The sequence below is a fragment of the Streptomyces sp. AC602_WCS936 genome (assembly GCF_019049125.1).
Classification (GTDB): domain Bacteria; phylum Actinomycetota; class Actinomycetes; order Streptomycetales; family Streptomycetaceae; genus Streptomyces.
Window position 1 is genome coordinate 438,027 of record NZ_JAGMUF010000054.1, and the last position, 16,453, is coordinate 454,479.

Genomic DNA, 16,453 nt, shown 5'->3' on the forward strand with positions numbered 1-16,453 from the left:
TCGCGAAAGGAACCGCAGACATGCAAGAAGACCAGCGTGTTTTCGATGTCGCCATCGTCGGAGGCGGCATCGGCGGGACGATGCTGGGGACCGTACTCGCACGTCACGGCGTGCGCGTGCTGCTGCTCGAAGGCAGCGGCCACCCCCGGTTCGCCATCGGAGAGTCCACCGTCCCCGAGACCACGTTCGGGCTCCGGGTCCTGGCCCGCCGCTACGACGTCCCTGAGCTCGATCACCTGGCGACCAACGCGGCACTGCGCCGCCACGTGTCGTCCAACAGCGGGGTCAAGCGAAACTTCAGCTTCATCTACCACCGGGAAGGTGAGCCCACCCGGCCCGACGAGTGCACCCAGTACCCCACCTGGGGGCCTCCGCTCGGTCCCGACTCGCACTACTTCCGGCAGGACGTGGACGCGTACATGTTCCACGTCGCCGTGTCCTACGGCGTGACCGCGTACACCCACACCATGGTCGACGACGTGAAGTTCGAGGAGGACGGCGCGACTCTCGTCACCCGGGACCGGGGCACCTTCCGGGCTTCGTACGTGGTCGACGCCGGCGGCATGCGGGCGGTCCTGCCCGAGCGCCTCGGGCTGCGGCAGGAACCGCCCTACCGCACGAGGTCGCGCACGATCTTCACGCACATGGTGGACGTGCGCCCCTTCGACGCCGTGGCGCCTTCGCGTGAACAGCACGGCATGCCCAGCCCGTTCAGTCAGGGAACGCTCCACCACATGTTCCCGGGCGGCTGGTTCTGGGTCATCCCGTTCGACAACCAGACGGCCAGCACGAACCAGTTGTGCAGTGTCGGCGTCAACCTCGATCTCGACCAGCACCCCCGGCCGGAGGACGTCTCGGCGGAGGAGGAGTTCTGGCAGTACGTGCGCCGGTTCCCCAGTGTGGCCCGGCAGTTCGAGCGGGCGCGGGCGGTCCGGCCGTACGTGTCCACCGACCGTACCCAGTTCGCCTCGCAGAAGGTGGTCGGCGACCGGTGGTGCCTGCTGCCGCACGCCAGTGACTTCATCGACCCGCTCTTCTCCAGCGGTCTCGCCGTCACCGTGATGGCACTGAACGCCCTGGGCCACCGGCTGATCGACGCGGTGCGCCAGAACGACTTCGACACCGCCCGGTTCGCGTACCTGGACCACTGGACCAAGCGCATGTTCCGGTTCTACGACGACCTGGTGTCCTGCAGCTACATCGCGTTCGACGACTTCGACCTGTGGAACGCCTGGAACCGCGTGTGGACCATCACCACGCTGTACGGCACGAACGCCCAGAACCAGGTCGCCGTGACGTTCGAGAAGACGCACGACCCGGCCTGTTTCGACATGCTGGAGCAGCCGCCGTACCGAGGTCTCCAGGGTATGGACAACCCCTGGGTGGAGCGGATGTTCGATCAGTCACGGGACGCCGTACTCGCCGTCCGTGCGGGAGAGTTGACGAAGGAGCAGGCGATCGCGCGCATCTACGAGGTGCTGGGCGAGAGCGGCCTCGTCCCGGCGGTGTGGGGGACCCTGGATCCCAACGACCGCTGTCCGTCCGGGGTGTTCACCCTCTGGCCGCTGATGAAGATCCTGCTGTGGGGAAAGTTCCGCTCACCGCAGCACGTCCGGGGCTGCTACTTCACCGGCGGAGCGCGGCTGGTGGGCAAGGAAGCGGTCCAGGCGTACACCACCGAGCTGCGCGCCGGCAGCTCCCAAGTGCACCAGACCGTACGGGACATGTGGCGCAACTGGAACCGCGACTGGACGCGGCGGCCCGCTCCTCGGAAATGAGTACGGAAAAACATTCCTGCCGACTGACGGAGGCGCATATTCCGGTTTGCCGCTCCAGGGCCTCGGGTAGGAAATCCACATGGCCGAACAAATGGAAAGTCGGCCGCGGTTCTCCCCGCTCAATCCGAGAGACAACGGGCTGCAATCCACGATGGTGCGACATTCCACCTGCCAATCGCCCGCTGAATGCTCCTGGGAAGAAATCTTCCAGCATCAGGACCGCCTCATGCGGCTGGTTCGGCGAAGACTACCGAGTTTTCAGGACGCCGAGGACTGCGTTCAGGAAACCATGGCCCGCGCAGCCGCCCACGCCGCGTTGGACAGGAATCGACTCGGTGCCTTTCTGACGTCAGTGGCGCTTCGCCTCTGCATCGACTTCTACCGTGACCAGGAGCGTCGCAGGAGACTCCTCCAGCGTGCGGCGCTCGCGGACACCCCCGGTACGACCGAGGAGGACGTCTGCGACGAGGACTTCGGCAGATGGCTGCTCGGCCAGGTACAACACCTGCGGGGGCGTGAGCAGGAGGTCATACTCGCCCGCGCCAAGGGTATTTCCACTGCGGAATTCGCCCGCATACACAACATCTCCGTCAAGGCGGCCGAAGCCGCCTTCACCAGGGGCCGCGCGCGATTGAAGAACGTCTGCGCGAAAGCCTTGGAAGGCTGCGCCCGATAACACCCGAAAACCGCACCTCTCCCATCGCAGAGAAACGGAAAGGGACTCCACTCATGGGCAATAGCAAGAACGTCCAAGACATCTTCAAGGATTTGGTCGGTGATATGACCGACAGCTGGAAGGAGGCTTTCGACGACCTCCTGAACCGAGACGACGACTCAGGATCGTCGCGCGGCTCCGGCAACGCCGCCAACACGCTGGCCGGGCTGCCCCCGAACGCCCTCGCCGCACTGGCCGGGGCCGTCAACCCGGCGACCGCGCTCGCGGGTGTCACCAATCCGCTGGCCGCCCTCGGCGGGATCGGCGCGGCCGGCAACCCGCTCGCCGGCCTCGCCTCGGGGGCCGCGGGCCCGCTGGGGAACGTCGCGGGCGCGGCGCAGAACCCCCTGGCCGCGCTCACCGGTGCCGCGGGCGGCGGCAACCCGCTCGCGGCCGCGCTGGGCGGGGCGGGCAACCCCCTGGCCGCGCTGGGCGGGGCGGCCAATCCGCTCGCCGCGGTCGGCGGCGCGGCCGGCGCGCTCGGCGGGCTCGGTCAGCTGGCCGGAGGCCTCGGACACGCGGCGAGCGGGGCGGGCGACCTGATGGCGCTCCCGGCCCAGCTCGCCCAGCTCACCCAGGTGCTCCCCAAGCTCCTGGAGGCGGTCCAGGGCCTGCAGAACCTGACCAACCTGCCGGCCCAGGCCGGTCAGCAGGGCCTCGGCGCGCTGCAGGGCCTGATGGGGCAGCAGGGGGGTGACAGTCCCAAGGGCGGTCAGTCCTCGACCTCCAGCTGACCGGTCGTACCGCTGTCCCGCCCGGTCGGCTCCCGCGGTACGCCGGCCGGCCGACGTCCCGTACGCACAACCCACCTGAGGAGCACACACGATGACGTCTGTCGTCGGCGATCGGCTGCGTCTCGTGGTCAGGGTCCTGGGCAGCCTCGTGGCCGACGAGGTGGGACAGGCGACCCGGCTGCGGAGGCGTACGAAGCGGGACACGCGGTCCCCGGCGGAGGACACCGATGTCTCCGCCGGGTCCGCGGCCGAGGCCACCGCCGGGGCGGAGCAGCGCCGCGCCAAGGCGGTACGGCATGCCCTGGAGAGCCTCGGCCCCTTCTATGTGAAACTCGGCCAGGTCCTCTCCACTCGGCCCGACATGGTCCCCGAGTCCATCCGGGACGAACTGCAGAACCTGCACGACGAGGTCGACGTCCAGCCGTTCTCGGAGTTCGAGCCGGTACTGGCCCGGGACCTCGGGCCGAACTGGAAGCTGCGCTTCGACGACATCGAGACCGTCGCCCCGCTGGGGGCGGCGTCCCTCGCCCAGGTCTACCGCGTGACGCTGCCCGGCGGGCGCGCGGCCGTGGTGAAGATCCAGCGACCCGGCATCCGCGAGGGCGTACTCGCGGACATGGCCCTGATGCGCCGGGCGTCGAAGATCGTGGCACGCGTCGCTCCCCGGTTCAACGAGGTCATCGACATCGAGGCGATGCTCGGCTCGGTCTTCGACGCCATGGAGCCGGAGCTGGACTTCACCGGCGAGGCCCGCAACATGGACGAGGCCCGCGAGCACGTCCGGTCGTTCCGTTCGCTGGAGGTGCCCCGGGTCCTGCACGCCAGCCCCCGGGTCCTGGTCCAGTCGCTGGCCGACGGGAAGTCGGTGCGGCACGTCGACCGCGCCCACTTCACGGACGACGAGCGCGTGGAGATCGGCAAGGACCTGCTGCGGTTCATGTACCACGGGTACTTCGTCCATCGCTTTTTCCACGCCGACCCGCACGCCGGCAACGTCTTCGCCGCTCCCGGCGGACCCGCGACACTGATCGACTGGGGCATGGTCGGCCGCCTGGACCGCAGGACCAGTCTTCAGCTGCTGCCGCTGTTCATGACCATGGCGCAGAACGACGGGGCCGGGCTGGCGCAGCACTGGGCGGAGATGGGCCGGCTGACGCCGTGGGCCAACATGCCCGCGTTCGCCGCCGACATGGCCGCGTTCGTGCCCACGGTCTCCCATCTCTCACTGGAGGACATGAACTTCGGCGTCGCGCTCACCACTGTGCTGGCCAAGGCGACCAAACGCGGAATCGGTTCGCCGCCGGCCGTCTCGCTGCTGGGCAAGTCCTTCGCGAACCTCGACGGTTCGGTGCGGTGCCTGGCTCCCGAGATCACGCTGCCCGATGTGTTCCAGGCGGAGGTGCCGAAGATCCTTTTCGCACTGGGCCGCGAGTTCCTCGGCCGCAACCAGTTCGCCCGGAACTCCATGGAGCTTCTGCTGGCCGCCGTCACCAGTCCCGAACAGGTCCGGGGCGTCCTCTCCGACGTGGCCAACCGTCAGTTCGCACTGAACATCCACGAGCCGCGCACCCCCGCCGCGATGGGCGGCCAGCGGCCCACCCGCCCCTCCGGAAGCCTGCTCGCGCTGGGCGCCGCGGCCTTCCTGCTGGGCCGACGCCGCTCGGGATGATCCGGGTCCGCACAGCCACCCCGCCCCGCCTCAAGGAGATCCCATGCCGGAATCCACACGTCAGCAGTCACCGTTCGCGCCGGCCGCCGCGACCCCGCACGGCATTTCCCGCGCGGCGCTCTGGACGGCCGCCGCACACGCGGCGGAGAACCTCCGGCCCGCGCCGATCGTCCGCGACCCGTGGGCCGCCGACTTCCTCCACGCGGCCGGGTTCGACGGGGGCCCGCCCGGTGACGGACCGATGCAGCGCCTGCTGCCCGACTATCAGGTGGTACGCACCCGCTTCTTCGACGACTACGCTCTCGCCGCGGCCCGTTCGGGCTGCCGCCAGGTGGTGCTGCTCGGCGCCGGGCTGGACGCCCGTGCCTTCCGGCTCGACTGGCCGACCGGGGTGCACGTCTTCGAGGTGGAGGACGCGGCCGTACTGGCCTTCAAGGAACGCGTACTGGACTTGAGCCGGCTCTCCTGCGGACGCCGCACCGTCGTCGAAGCCGACGGCACGGCATCCTGGCAAGAGGAACTCAGGGCCGCGGGATTCGATCCCGGCAGGCCCACCGCATGGCTCTGCGAGGCACCCCTGTACTTCCTTCGGCCCCCGGAGGTGGCGGCCGTCGTCGCCGCGATGACCGAACTCTCCGCCCCCGGCAGCATGTTCGGCGCCGAGTGCGTGAACTCCGCGACCATCTCCTCCTCGTTCGTCGCGCCCTTCATGGACGCCCTGTCGACGATCGGACTGGCCTGGAACTGGCAGATTGCCGATCCGGAGCGCTGGTGGGCGGAGCACGGCTGGGACGCGGCGGCCGCCGACCTGTACACGCTGCCGTACGCGGTCGAGCGCCTCACCCCGTATCTGCCGCTGATCGGCACGGCCGCCGCGGAGAGCGTCTTCCTCACCACCGGGACGCTGCGCGTGGTGCCGTGGCTACGGCCGCTCCAGCTCCAGCAGCGCCGCGAGCCACAGGTCGGGGAGTTCGTCCGCGGTCGCCAGGGCCTCATCGTGGACGACGGTCAGGCACGCGGTGTCGTGCTGGCTCGTCAGCGTCGTCACACACCGGATGCCTGACGCGACGCCGGCGAAGGCGGCCGCGCGACGGGCCGCGACCCCCTGGTGGACCAGGGCCGTGCCGAAGTTCACGCTGCTCACCGGGCCGGCCACGAACGCCCCGCGGACCAGGCGGGTGCCGACGGTGGCACCGAGCGTCCGCGGGGAGGCGGACAGCAGCAGGCGCATGGCGTCGCGCCGCCGGCTCTCCCGCAGCCGGCCCGTGCGGGCGACGACCCGGGCCAGGGCCCGCCGGGGTGACTCCTCGTCGCAGGGCAGCAGGAGCCGGGCGGTGACCATGCGGTTGCCCGGGGCGTACTCCTCCCCCGGGGCCCGGACCGACATCGGGATCGACACGGGCAGCGGTGGATGGGCCGAGCCGGTGTCCTTCAGGTACCAGGTGCGGACGGCGTGGGACAGGGCCGCGAGGTAGACGTCCGTGACCGTGCCGCCGTGGGCGCGGGCGATGGCGCGCAGCCGGGCCAGCGGGGTGTCGGCGTGGCAGACGTCGACGCGGCCCGTGGATTCTCCGTCGAACGCGGGTTTCGGGGTGGGCGCGCGGAAGGCGGCCCCCACCTCGCGCAGGGCGTCCGCGAGGCCGTGTGCGGTGGGCCGGGCGGGATGCTGTGGGGCCGGTCCGCCTTCGGGGTCGTCTCCGAGGAGAGCGCGGGCGGTGTAGGCGGCGCCCATGCCGTCCTGGAAGGTGTGGTCGGTTCGGTAGACCAGGGTGTGGCGGCCCGCCGGGCCGTGGACCAGCCACACGTCCCAGGGCGGCCGGTCGTCCGTGCTCATCGGCCGGGACAGCATCAGGCGGCTGGTCGCCGACCCGTCGGTGTCCTCGGGCAGCCACGCCTCGTGCACATGCCGGTCCACCGCGATCCGGTCCACTCGCCGGAATCTCCTGCGGTCCCGTGCGATGCGATAGCGCAACGTCGGGACGTGGTGGACGCGTTCGGCGACCCGCGCGCGTACGGAGTCCAGGGTGGGGGCACGGCCTTCGAACCCGAACGTGAACGCGAGGGGCACAGGGTTGCCGCCCGTCGCCAGGTGGAAGGCGACATCCACGGTTCCCATGGACAGGGCCGACGGCAGGCGGCCGTCCGTACCGAAGTCGGGTCGCATGGTGGAACCTCCTGGTCGGGTTCTGAGGATCTGTGGGGCTGCGAGGCTGGGGTCCGCGGAGCTGGAGTCCGCAGTCCGCGGAGCCGGGGTGCGGATGCGGGCCGCGCCCGCCGTCAGCATGTATGCCGCGCGATGCGCCCCAGTGCGTCCACGTACGCCCGCAGCAAGGGCCGCGCGGGTCCGCGTGCGGGCAGGCGCGGGGCCCGGGAACGGTGCCACGGGAGCGGTTCGCCGGGTTCCGGCTCACCCAGCAGGGCCGCGGCCACGTGCGCGCCGTGCGCCACGGACAGGGCGAGTCCGTGCCCGCAGCAGCCGCCGATGTACCAGACGTCGTCGAAGCCCGGCACCGGCCCCACCACCGGCAGGTCGTCGCCCGTCATGCCGATGCGGCCGGACCAGCGGTGGGTGACCCGTACCCGGGCGAGGTCCGGATGCAGGGACCGCAGCCACCTCTCCAGCCAGGCCCAGGCACGCTCCCTGACGGCCTGGAGACGGGGAGCGCCGATACCCGCCGGGGCCGTGGCGGTACCGCCGCCCGCCACCAGGCCCCGGTCCGGGAGCAGCCGGAAGTACGGCGCCATCGGGACGGCGTCCACGACGGAGTGTCCGGCGCGCCCGCCCAGAGCCTCGTAGGCCGGGGCGCTCAGCGGTTCGGTGGCGACGGCGTACACCTCGAGCGGCAGGACGGTGCCGACCGGCAGGTCCAGTGCCTGCGCGGCGGAGTTGACGGCCAGCACCGCCTGACCGGCGTAGAGCCTGCCGTGCGGGAGGACCAGTTCGGGGCCCACCAGGTCGCCTGGACGGAGGGCCAGCAGCGGGCTGCGGCCGTAGAATCGCACGCCCTTGTCGGCGCAGGCACGGGCGAGGGCGCAGGTCAGGGCGGCCGGGTCGAGGGTCGCGGCGGGGCGGTGCAGAAGTGCCGCCCGGTAGGGCACACCGACCCGGTCACGGATGCCGGCCGGGGAGAGGACGGGGACGTCCAGACCTAGTTCGCGGCAGGCGCGGGCCTGGCGGGCGAGTGCCACCAGGCCCGCGGACGAACGCGTGGCCACCAGCTGCTCACCGGGCCGCAGCCCGCAGGGCACGTCGAGCCGGGCGCACAGGGCGAGGACGTCCCGCACCGCCCGCTCGCTGGCCCGGTGCATCCTGCGCGCCGTCTGCGGGCCGAAGCGGCGCACCGCTCGGTCGACGGCGGGGCCGGCCCGGGGGCCCAGCAGACCGGTGCCCCGGCCGCTGGCGCCGGCGGCCGGGTGCTCGGCGTCCACCACCGCGATGTCGAGCCCGGGGGCGCGTTCCGCCAGGTGGTAGGCGCAGGACAACCCGGCCAGGCCGGCCCCGACGACGGCCACGTCGGCGGTGACCACGCCGTGCAGCTGGGGCTGTGCCGGCAGTTCCGCGGGGTCCCAGTACGGCGTCCCGGCCGATGGCCTGGTCATCCGGCGGCGTCCGGCACCGGCTCGGTCAGCGCACCGAAGCGGCGGTCGTGCCACAGCAGCGGGCGTCCGCCGCCCACGTGCACGGCGGCGACCCGGCCGACGACGAGGTGGTGGTCGCCGTAGCGGCGTACGTCCTCGGTCAGGCACACCGACCAGGCGAGCGCGCCGGCCAGCACGGGAACGCCCAGTACCTGCCGGGTGTCGGTCCCCGCGAACCGCTCCGCCGCGGTCGCGGTGGGGGACGCGAACCGGCCCGCGAGCGCCTGCTGTTCCTCGCGCAGCAGGTGCACGGCGAAGGCCCGGCGGGCGCGGACGGCGGCGAGGGTGCGGGAGCCGTCGCGCAGACAGGCAAGGAGCAACGGCGGGCGGGCGGAGAGCGAGGTGACGGCGGACACCGTCATGCCCAGCGGGCCGTCCTCGCCGCGGGCGGTCACGACGGTCACGCCGGCGGCCAACTTGGCGTACAGGCCGAGACAGCGGGCAGCGCCGGGCCCCGGTTCCTCGTGCAGCGGTTCCGCGCGCGGCGGGTCGGCGGCCGACGGCGGGGCGCCCGCGACGGCCGCCCGGTCAGTCACCAGCCGCAGCCGCGCGCTCATCGATCACCTCCGCGCCCGCAAGGCCCCGCAGCACGCGGGCGATGTTGGTCCGCAGGGTCGACTCGGCCACCGGGTCGAGGATCTCGGCCATGGACGGGATGCCGAGGTCGAAGGCCGCGGTGTAGACGACGAGCGTGCCGCCGCTGCTCGCTTCGCAGCGCCAGCTCCCCTCGAAGGCCTGGAAGTCGCCGCTGACCTGTTCGAAGGCAAGGGAGTACGTCTCGGGCGAGTAGGTGTCGCGTTCCCGCCACCGCATCAGGCCGCCCCGGAACTCGACGGTCCAGTCCGAGACCGTGGAGCCGTCGGGCAGCGGAGGCTCGACGTGCACCTCGCGGAAGGTGTCGCTGTGCTCGGGATAGCGGCGGAAGTCGCTGATGCGGGCGTAGACGTCGGCGGGTGCCAGTTCGTCGGCGAGGGCGTGCAGGACCACGTGGCGCATGGGTCGTTCGGTTCCTTCCCTGTGGGTGTCAGCTGGTCATACGGTCGGCCGTGCCGCGCAGGGCCGCGCCTAGGGTGGTGAGGAACAGGTCGAGCGCGGAGTCCTCGACCACGGCCGGCGGGGTCAGCCGCAGCACCCGGGTGGAGTTGAGGGAGTTGTTGACGAGCACACCGCGGGAGATCAGTTCCAGCAGGAGTTCGCCGACCGCCTGTTCTTCGGCGAACTCGATGCCGATCAGCAGACCCCGGCCGCGCACTTCGCGGACCAGTCCGCCCTGGTACGGCGCGCACACCTCCCGTACGGCGGTGAGGATGCGCGGGCCGAGCGCGGCGGCCCGGGCCACGGTGTCCTCCTCCTCCATCGCCCGTACGGTGGCGAGGGCGGCGGCGCAGGCGATCGGCGAGGCGCCGAAGGTGGAGGTGTGCAGGTAGGGGTCGCGGCTGAAGGGTGCGTAGGCCTCCGCGGTGGCGACCATCGCGGCGACCGGTACGACACCGCCGCTGAGTCCCTTGCCGACGAGCAGCACGTCCGGACGCACACCCTCGGCGTCGACGCCCCACCAGGTGCCCAGCCGTCCCATGCCGGTCTGGATCTCGTCGACGACCAGCAGAGCGCCGTACGCCTGGCACAGCGCCCGCACCTGGCTGAGGTAGCCGGGGCGGGGGATGCGTACGCCGCCCTCGCCCTGGACGGGTTCGACGATGACGCAGGCCCGGTCGCGGCGGGCGGCCAGCGCCTGTTCGAGGTCGGCCGGGTCGTCGTAGGCCACCTGGGTGACGTCCGGGAGCAGGGGCTGGAAGGGCGTCTGGTACGTGGCGTTGGCGGTGACGCTCAGCGCGCCGAGGGTCTTGCCGTGGAAGCCGCCGCGGGTGGTGATCACCGAGGTGAGTCCGTGGGCGCGGGCCAGTTTCAGGGCCGCCTCGGTGGCCTCGGCGCCGGAGTTGACGAAGTGGACGTAGTCGAGGCCGGGCGGGGTGTGGGCGGCCAGGGCCTGGGCGGCCCGGGCGGCGACGGGTTCGAGGAAGACGCGGCTGGCCAGCGGGTGGGTGTCGATCTGTCGGTGCACCGCTTCGACGACGGCCGGGTGGCGGTGGCCCATGATGAAGACGCCGTATCCGCCGAAGTCCAGGAAACGGCGGCCGTCGTCGGCGTGGATCCAGGTTCCCTCGGAGCGGACTTCGGCCATGCCGCCCATGACACGGCCCATCACGGCCCGGCCGGAGCCGATGTGCTTCAGGTAGAGGTCCACGATGTCGGATCGGTCGGTCGGCGCGGCGGTTCCGGCGCGCGGGGTGGAGGGCTCGGAGGACGGGGCGGAAGGCTCGCAGGACGAGGCGGCCAACCCGGCGGACGGCCCAGTGGTGCCGGTGGTCCCGGTGGTCGGGGGTGACACGGTCATGACGCCACCTCCATGGGGGCGGTCGCGGCGGATCGGTTCCGGCCGAGCAGGCCGGCTCTGTCCCCGGCCCAGCACTCCGCGTTGCGTACGAGCGCGGCCCTGATGTCGGTCCGGGTCAGGCGGGTGCCGCAGTCGGGTTCGCCGAGGGAGGTGTCGAACGGCAGCTCCCGCTGGAACACCAGCAGCAGTTCCGCGTAGTACTCCAGCCGCCGCCTCAGGGACGCGGGCAGCGAGGTGCCCTCCAGCATCGGCAGGAGCAGCCGGTGCACGGCATCGACGGGGATGAGCCGGGGCCGCTGCGGCCGGGGCAGGCCGTGGCGTACGGCGACGTCCGCGCAGACGTCGGCGAACTCCCGCAGGGCGATGGCCTCCTTGCCGGCCGTCAGCCAGTACTCGCCGTCGGCCACACCACCCCGGACCAGGTCGCCGATGGCCCGCGAGACGTAGTCCTGGGGCACCATGTCGATCCGGGCCTCGGGGGCTCCGGGCAGCACCGGGGCCTGCCCCAGGACCATCGAGCCGATCGTCTTGGTCAGCCCCTGCTGACCGGCGATCCGCCCGGTGACGGAGTCACCCATGACGACCGAGGGCCGGACGATGGCGCCGGGCACGCCCGCCTCGCGTGTCATCTGTTCGGCCCCGGCCTTGGAGTCGAGGTAGGCGGCCGCACCCGGGAAGCGCCGGCGCTCCTCCTCGGTGGGGGTGTGGGCCACGAACGCGGTACTCACCAGGTACAGCGGGGCGTCGGCCCGGGCCGCCAGGTCGAGCATGGTGTCGGCACCGCGCAGATTGGTGCGCGTGATGTCCTGTGGCGGGGTCCGCCAGTTGGTCTCGGCGGCGCAGTGCAGCACCACGTCCACCTCGAGGGCCAGTTCGTGCCAGGCCAGTGGGCTCAGGCCGAGTCGGGGAGCGACCAGGTCGCCCTGGAGCTCGCGCACCCGCGGATCGCGCAGCGGCGTGTTGCGGCGCAGGCACAGCAGGTCGAAGTCGGGTGACAGCTCGTCGATCAGGGCACGTCCGAGCACTCCGGAACCGCCGGTGAGCAGCAGGGAGGGGCGGTCGCGCCGTCCCGTACGGCCGACGGGCAGGAGGGCGAGACGCTGGTTGTCTGACGACATGGGGGTGTGTGTTCTCCCAACGGGTCTCGGCCCACCGATGGACGGTGGGGGCGCGGTCAGGCGATGGCGAGTGGCCGGTCGGCCAGGTACGCGGAGAACGGGGCGGTCATCCGGGAGCGCGACGGCGGGTGCAGGGAGAGTCCGTTGGCGCAGGCGGCCAGGTGGCCCACCTCGTCGGACGTCATGAAGTTGAGGCCGCCTAGGAGTTCGACCGCGCGCGGGACGACTCGGGCGATGGCGTCCTGGACGCCGTAGCGCACGTACAACGCCTGGGCGAGCGCCGACTCGTCGAGGTCACCGGCGTCGATACGCCGGGCGACGCCCTCGGCGGTGGCCATGGCGGCCTCGGTCTCGACGAAGAGGCGTACCCGCTCGTGCTCGGGGATGCGGTCGTTCAGCAGCACCCGCTCCACCAGCGCGCTCGCGGCGCCAAGGTAGCTGCCCGTCATCAGCGTCTGGAACCAGATCAGACCGGCCGTCTGCAGTTCGTCGAGCTGTTCACCGGAGGTCGTCCCGGTGCGCAGCAGGAGTTCCGGCGGTACGAGGACGTCGGTGAGCGTGACCTGTTCGCTCTCGGCCCCGGCGAGGAAGGCGCTGGACCAGAAGCCGCTGACGCTCATCCCCTCGCTCTCCGCGGGCACGACGGCTACGGCGAGTTCGTCGCCCTGCCCGTCCTCGCGCGGGATCAGCACGCTGGCGGTGAGCACGTCCATGGAGTGGGCCAGGCTGCACGGCCGTTTGACGCCGTTGATCCGGACGCCGTCCGCGGTCACCGCGGCGGTCATCGACGGGTCGAGGATGCCCGCGCCGCTGCGGCCCTCGGCGAAGCCGGAGGCGATCAAACGGTTGGACGAGGCCACGCCCTCGATCAGCATCCACTCCAGGCCGTCGCCGAGGCCGCCGATCCCGACCAGGGTGGCCATGGAGAAGTGATGCATGGTGGTGGCCGCGGCCAGGGACGGCGAGCGGCTGCCGATGGCCCGCTGCACGCGCAGGGCGTCGAGCGCGGTGGCGCCCCGGCCCTGGTGGGCCTCGGGGACGAGCAGTCCTGGACCGCCGCTGTCCCGGAAGTGCCGGATGCCCGGGCTGCCCGGCCGCTCCAGTTCCATCAGCGGGGCCTCGCGCAGGGCGGGGTCCAGTTCGGGCAGCAGCTTCGCGAGGGTGGCGCGTTCGCGCTCCAGGAATCTCATGGGCGTGCGGTCCTCCAGGGTGGGACGAATGCGGAATCGGCGCGGCACTCGCGCGGCCGTGGACGCGGTGGCTCAGAGGGCGTTGGTGGCGCGCAGCAACTGCCAGACCGCGCCGGGGCGGGGCCTGCCGCGGAAGGCGATGTACTCCGGCAGGACCACGTGCGGGGCCCACTTCTGCTTGTACTCGAGCTGGGAGGCCGCCGGGTAGATCACGTCGCCGCGCTCGGCCAGGAGACGGGTGAAGCGGGTGAACATACGGCTGGCACCGGGTAGTTCGTGCTCCGGGTCGAGCCCGGTGAACGGGGTGAACCCGAAGTGCAGCCAGCCCGCTCCCTCGGCGGTCAGCCGTTCCATCACGGTGGCGTTGAGCGCCTCCATCACGCCGGGCGGAGCGTCGGGGCGGCGCCGGCTGAGGTCGTGCAGCCAGCCGGAGCGGCTGCCGTAGACCGGCGAGTAGTTGATGTAGCCGGCCGTCTCGCCGTCGATCCGGCCGACGAACAGACGGCGGTGCCTTTGCAGGCTCCCCTTGCGCTGGCCGACGAGGAAGCGCAGCTCCTTGGCGTGCCGGCCCTTGTCCCGCAGCCAGCCTTGGTCGATCCGGTCCAGTTCGGCGCAGTCGTCGCCGGCCATGACCTCGGCGACCTCCAGGCCCGCCCGCCGGGCGCGCGAGATCTTGTTCCGCAGCCGGACGAACCGTGAGCCGCGCAGCGTGAAACGGCTCAGGTCGACCGCGTACGACGCCCCGAGCTGGTTGACCGTGAAGCCGTGCGCCGCGTACAGCTCTGCGTCCGCCCGCTGCAGTTGCACGGCGACCAGACGGCGGCCGGCGTGGGCGGCGAACGCGTCCAGCAGGCGTGCGCGGTGTTCCGGCGCGGTGAACGGGCCGCCGAATTGCAGTACGTAGCGTCCCGAGGTGCGATAGGCGCAGGCGCCGTCGAACCCGCCGTCGTGGAAGTACGCGTTCCCGCTGTTGAGGGCGAGAAAGGAACTGGGGTTGTCGCTGTGCGCGGCGAGTGTGTCAAGCACGGACGGCATCGGCGTCCTCCACGGAAGTCCGCACGGCGGCGCTTTCACCGGAATGCGCCGCCGAGTGGTACCGCTGCTCGAACCTGCGGAACTCCGGGGTGGTTTCCGGCTCGAAGGCGACACCGAAGGGTTTGAGGGAGTTCCCGAAGAGGGCCCGGTCGCCCATGAGGTGGATCGGGAGGGCCAGCAGTGCCCATTCCGGCCGGACGAACAGCGCCCACGCCCCGGCCAGGACACCCGCCGTGACCAGGCTGTGCATCGTGTTGTAGGCGACGTAGTAACCTCGCGGAACACGTCCGTCCGGGCTGCGCCGGAAGGCGATCGCGCCGGGCAGGTAACCGACGACGTCGATCACCGCGAACAGCAGCACGAAGACGCCCCAGCGGATTTCGGAATGGTGCTGGACCGCGAGCACGAGCGAAACGGTGAGAAATCCCAGCCATTCGAGTCGGGCGAGAGCGAAGGTGGTCTTCGTCTCGAAACGGTTCTTGGCATCCACGTCGGCCTGCCCCCTCGCTGTGGTCTGTCACTCCGGTTTACGCACCCGCGGCTGCGACCCCTCGGCACCAACCCCTCGTAAAGTGGGGGGCGTTTGGGGAGCGAGGCACCGGGGGGGACCGCATCATGACGTCAGCACCGACAGGCCCGGAGGGCCGCACCGCGGCATGGGAGTTGCTGCTGCCCGCCGCCTCGGCACCGGCGCGGTCGCGCGGTCGCGCCCTGCAGGCGGCGCTGCGGGACGCGGTCCGCGCGGGCCGGCTCACGCCGGGCACCCGCCTGCCGTCGAGCCGCGACCTCGCGGCCGACCTCGGGGTGTCGCGGGGACTGGTCACGGAGACGTACGAACAGCTGACGGCGGAGGGGTACCTGCGCAGCGGGCGGGGCGCGGGAACCTGGGTCGGTGATGCCGTACGGGCCGCACGCCCGCGCGCGCGTGATCTCGCCCCGCGCCCCGGCGGTGACCGCGCGGACTTCGTGCCGGGGACACCGGATCTGTCGCTGTTCCCGCGCGCGGCGTGGGGCGCCGCGCAGCGGAGTGTGCTGGCCCAGCTGCCGCACGAGGCCCTCGGCTACCCGGACCCGCGCGGGCTGCCCCGGCTGCGGACCGCGCTGGCCGGGCTGCTCACCCGGCGCCGGGGTGTGGTGGCGGACCCGGAGCGGCTCGTGGTCGTCTCCGGGGTGGCGCAGGCGACGGCGCTGCTCGCGAGCGTGCTCCACGCGCGCGGGGTGCGTACCGCCGGCGTCGAGGACCCCGGCAGCCCGCAGCACGACGACCTGTACGCGTCGGCGGGCGTCGCCACCGTGCCGTTGCCCCTCGACGACGAGGGACTCGCCCTGGGCCCGCTGCACGACTCGGGCGTCCGGGCCGTCGTGACGACGCCGGCCCACCAGTTCCCCACCGGGATCGCCTACTCCGCGCGGCGCCGCGCCGCGCTGCTGGACTGGGCGCGGTCGGTGGACGGGCTCGTCCTGGAGGACGATTACGACGGCGACTTCCGCTACGACCGGGCTCCCGTGGGCGCGCTCCAGGGGCTCGATCCCGAACGGGTCGCCTACACGGGTTCGGTCAGCAAGTCCCTCGCCCCGGGGCTGCGACTCGGCTGGCTGCTGGTGCCGGAGTGGCTGGCGGACGACGTCGTCGAACGCAAACGCACCACCGACCTCGGGCATCCGTCCCTCGACCAGGCGCTCTTCGCCCACTTCGTGGAGCGTGGCGAGTACGACCGCCAGCTGCGCCTGTGCCAGCGTGCCTACCGGGAGCGGCGCGACGTGCTGGTCGCCGCCCTGGCGGAGCACTTCCCCGGCTCACGGGTCTCCGGCATCGCCGCCGGCCTCCACGCCATCGCCACGCTCCCCGGCCGGTACGGCCCCGAGCAGCGTTTTCTCGCACGCGTGGGGCGGGCCGGGATCGCGGTGCGCTCGCTGGCGGAGTACGGGCACGGGCTGGACAGCGAGGAAGAGTCGGGGAAGGCGGTGCGGCTGGTGCTGGGGTACGCGCATCTGACGCCGGGACGGATCCGGGCAGGGGTGGAGTCGATGGCGAGGGCCGTGTGACGTGCGTACGGGGTGCCGCACACGCGCGCGGGCGGCCGGTTGTTCACGCGGAGTTTCCGTGACCGCCGCGCCGCACCAGTAGGTCTGGCTGTGCACACTGGCCTCGACACTGGCCGGATCCCGTCCCTGGACGT

The 16,453-nt window shown here is 72.1% G+C and carries 14 protein-coding genes and 1 pseudogene; 6 read left to right on the top strand and 9 right to left on the bottom strand.

The features are described 5' to 3' along the window. Nucleotides 1–20 precede the first annotated feature (20 nt). From KUM03_RS19385 to KUM03_RS19405, 5 genes and pseudogenes are all read left to right on the top strand, one after another. Nucleotides 21–1,778, top strand: a complete 1,758-nt coding sequence (locus tag KUM03_RS19385; RefSeq protein ID WP_217250504.1) for an NAD(P)/FAD-dependent oxidoreductase — start codon at nucleotides 21–23, stop codon at nucleotides 1,776–1,778. 79 nt (nucleotides 1,779–1,857) lie between these two features. After that, entirely contained in the window at nucleotides 1,858–2,454 is a 597-nt protein-coding gene (locus KUM03_RS19390; RefSeq protein ID WP_217250505.1) for an RNA polymerase sigma factor, read from the top strand. Between the two features lie 104 nt (nucleotides 2,455–2,558). Then, entirely contained in the window at nucleotides 2,559–3,227 is a 669-nt protein-coding gene (locus tag KUM03_RS19395; RefSeq protein ID WP_254399605.1) for a hypothetical protein, read from the top strand. 91 nt (nucleotides 3,228–3,318) lie between these two features. Then, on the top strand, nucleotides 3,319–4,896 hold the full coding sequence (locus KUM03_RS19400; protein WP_217250507.1) for an AarF/ABC1/UbiB kinase family protein: 1,578 nt from the start codon (nucleotides 3,319–3,321) through the stop codon (nucleotides 4,894–4,896). A 43-nt stretch (nucleotides 4,897–4,939) separates the two neighbouring features. Continuing rightward, nucleotides 4,940–5,722: pseudogene (locus KUM03_RS19405) on the top strand (SAM-dependent methyltransferase); the annotation flags it as partial. A 96-nt stretch (nucleotides 5,723–5,818) separates the two neighbouring features. Here the strand turns inward: KUM03_RS19405 and KUM03_RS19410 are convergent. From KUM03_RS19410 to KUM03_RS19450, 9 genes are all read right to left on the bottom strand, one after another. Beyond that, the gene (locus tag KUM03_RS19410) at nucleotides 5,819–7,060 is read right to left on the bottom strand and encodes a wax ester/triacylglycerol synthase family O-acyltransferase (protein ID WP_217250508.1); all 1,242 of its coding nucleotides are present in this window, start codon (nucleotides 7,058–7,060) and stop codon (nucleotides 5,819–5,821) included. Between the two features lie 113 nt (nucleotides 7,061–7,173). Further along, nucleotides 7,174–8,496 carry an FAD-binding oxidoreductase gene (locus KUM03_RS19415; RefSeq protein WP_217250509.1) on the bottom strand — a complete coding sequence of 441 codons (1,323 nt, stop codon included), beginning with the start codon at nucleotides 8,494–8,496 and terminating at the stop codon, nucleotides 7,174–7,176. Further along, complete coding sequence (locus tag KUM03_RS19420; RefSeq protein ID WP_217250510.1) at nucleotides 8,493–9,092, bottom strand: flavin reductase family protein; 600 nt, start codon at nucleotides 9,090–9,092, stop codon at nucleotides 8,493–8,495. The genes KUM03_RS19415 and KUM03_RS19420 overlap by 4 nt, the downstream gene beginning before the upstream one ends. Continuing rightward, complete coding sequence (locus tag KUM03_RS19425) at nucleotides 9,064–9,531, bottom strand: aromatase/cyclase (protein WP_217250511.1); 468 nt, start codon at nucleotides 9,529–9,531, stop codon at nucleotides 9,064–9,066. Before KUM03_RS19425 ends, KUM03_RS19420 begins: the two co-directional genes overlap by 29 nt. A 28-nt stretch (nucleotides 9,532–9,559) precedes the next feature. Then, entirely contained in the window at nucleotides 9,560–10,930 is a 1,371-nt protein-coding gene (locus KUM03_RS19430; protein ID WP_217250512.1) for an aspartate aminotransferase family protein, read from the bottom strand. Then, on the bottom strand, nucleotides 10,927–12,048 hold the full coding sequence (locus KUM03_RS19435) for an SDR family oxidoreductase (protein ID WP_217250513.1): 1,122 nt from the start codon (nucleotides 12,046–12,048) through the stop codon (nucleotides 10,927–10,929). Before KUM03_RS19435 ends, KUM03_RS19430 begins: the two co-directional genes overlap by 4 nt. A 56-nt stretch (nucleotides 12,049–12,104) precedes the next feature. Continuing rightward, on the bottom strand, nucleotides 12,105–13,238 hold the full coding sequence (locus tag KUM03_RS19440; RefSeq protein ID WP_217250514.1) for an acyl-CoA dehydrogenase family protein: 1,134 nt from the start codon (nucleotides 13,236–13,238) through the stop codon (nucleotides 12,105–12,107). Between the two features lie 72 nt (nucleotides 13,239–13,310). Beyond that, the gene (locus KUM03_RS19445; protein ID WP_217250515.1) at nucleotides 13,311–14,273 is read right to left on the bottom strand and encodes a bifunctional lysylphosphatidylglycerol flippase/synthetase MprF; all 963 of its coding nucleotides are present in this window, start codon (nucleotides 14,271–14,273) and stop codon (nucleotides 13,311–13,313) included. Then, nucleotides 14,257–14,763 (bottom strand): hypothetical protein, encoded by a 507-nt coding sequence (locus KUM03_RS19450; protein ID WP_217250516.1) that lies wholly within the window; start codon nucleotides 14,761–14,763, stop codon nucleotides 14,257–14,259. Before KUM03_RS19450 ends, KUM03_RS19445 begins: the two co-directional genes overlap by 17 nt. 125 nt (nucleotides 14,764–14,888) lie before the next feature. Here KUM03_RS19450 and KUM03_RS19455 point away from each other — a divergent pair, with 125 nt between their 5' ends. After that, on the top strand, nucleotides 14,889–16,319 hold the full coding sequence (locus KUM03_RS19455) for a PLP-dependent aminotransferase family protein (protein WP_217250517.1): 1,431 nt from the start codon (nucleotides 14,889–14,891) through the stop codon (nucleotides 16,317–16,319). The last annotated feature ends 134 nt before the right edge of the window (nucleotides 16,320–16,453 follow it).

Bases quoted from the DNA above. Each gene is read 5' to 3' on its own strand.
- KUM03_RS19385 (WP_217250504.1), top strand. From the start codon at position 21: ATGCAAGAAGACCAGCGTGTTTTCGATGTCGCCATCGTCGGAGGCGGC.
- KUM03_RS19390 (WP_217250505.1), top strand. From the start codon at position 1,858: ATGGCCGAACAAATGGAAAGTCGGCCGCGGTTCTCCCCGCTCAATCCG.
- KUM03_RS19395 (WP_254399605.1), top strand. From the start codon at position 2,559: ATGACCGACAGCTGGAAGGAGGCTTTCGACGACCTCCTGAACCGAGAC.
- KUM03_RS19400 (WP_217250507.1), top strand. From the start codon at position 3,319: ATGACGTCTGTCGTCGGCGATCGGCTGCGTCTCGTGGTCAGGGTCCTG.
- KUM03_RS19410 (WP_217250508.1), bottom strand. From the start codon at position 7,060: ATGCGACCCGACTTCGGTACGGACGGCCGCCTGCCGTCGGCCCTGTCC.
- KUM03_RS19415 (WP_217250509.1), bottom strand. From the start codon at position 8,496: ATGACCAGGCCATCGGCCGGGACGCCGTACTGGGACCCCGCGGAACTG.
- KUM03_RS19420 (WP_217250510.1), bottom strand. From the start codon at position 9,092: ATGAGCGCGCGGCTGCGGCTGGTGACTGACCGGGCGGCCGTCGCGGGC.
- KUM03_RS19425 (WP_217250511.1), bottom strand. From the start codon at position 9,531: ATGCGCCACGTGGTCCTGCACGCCCTCGCCGACGAACTGGCACCCGCC.
- KUM03_RS19430 (WP_217250512.1), bottom strand. From the start codon at position 10,930: ATGACCGTGTCACCCCCGACCACCGGGACCACCGGCACCACTGGGCCG.
- KUM03_RS19435 (WP_217250513.1), bottom strand. From the start codon at position 12,048: ATGTCGTCAGACAACCAGCGTCTCGCCCTCCTGCCCGTCGGCCGTACG.
- KUM03_RS19440 (WP_217250514.1), bottom strand. From the start codon at position 13,238: ATGAGATTCCTGGAGCGCGAACGCGCCACCCTCGCGAAGCTGCTGCCC.
- KUM03_RS19445 (WP_217250515.1), bottom strand. From the start codon at position 14,273: ATGCCGTCCGTGCTTGACACACTCGCCGCGCACAGCGACAACCCCAGT.
- KUM03_RS19455 (WP_217250517.1), top strand. From the start codon at position 14,889: ATGACGTCAGCACCGACAGGCCCGGAGGGCCGCACCGCGGCATGGGAG.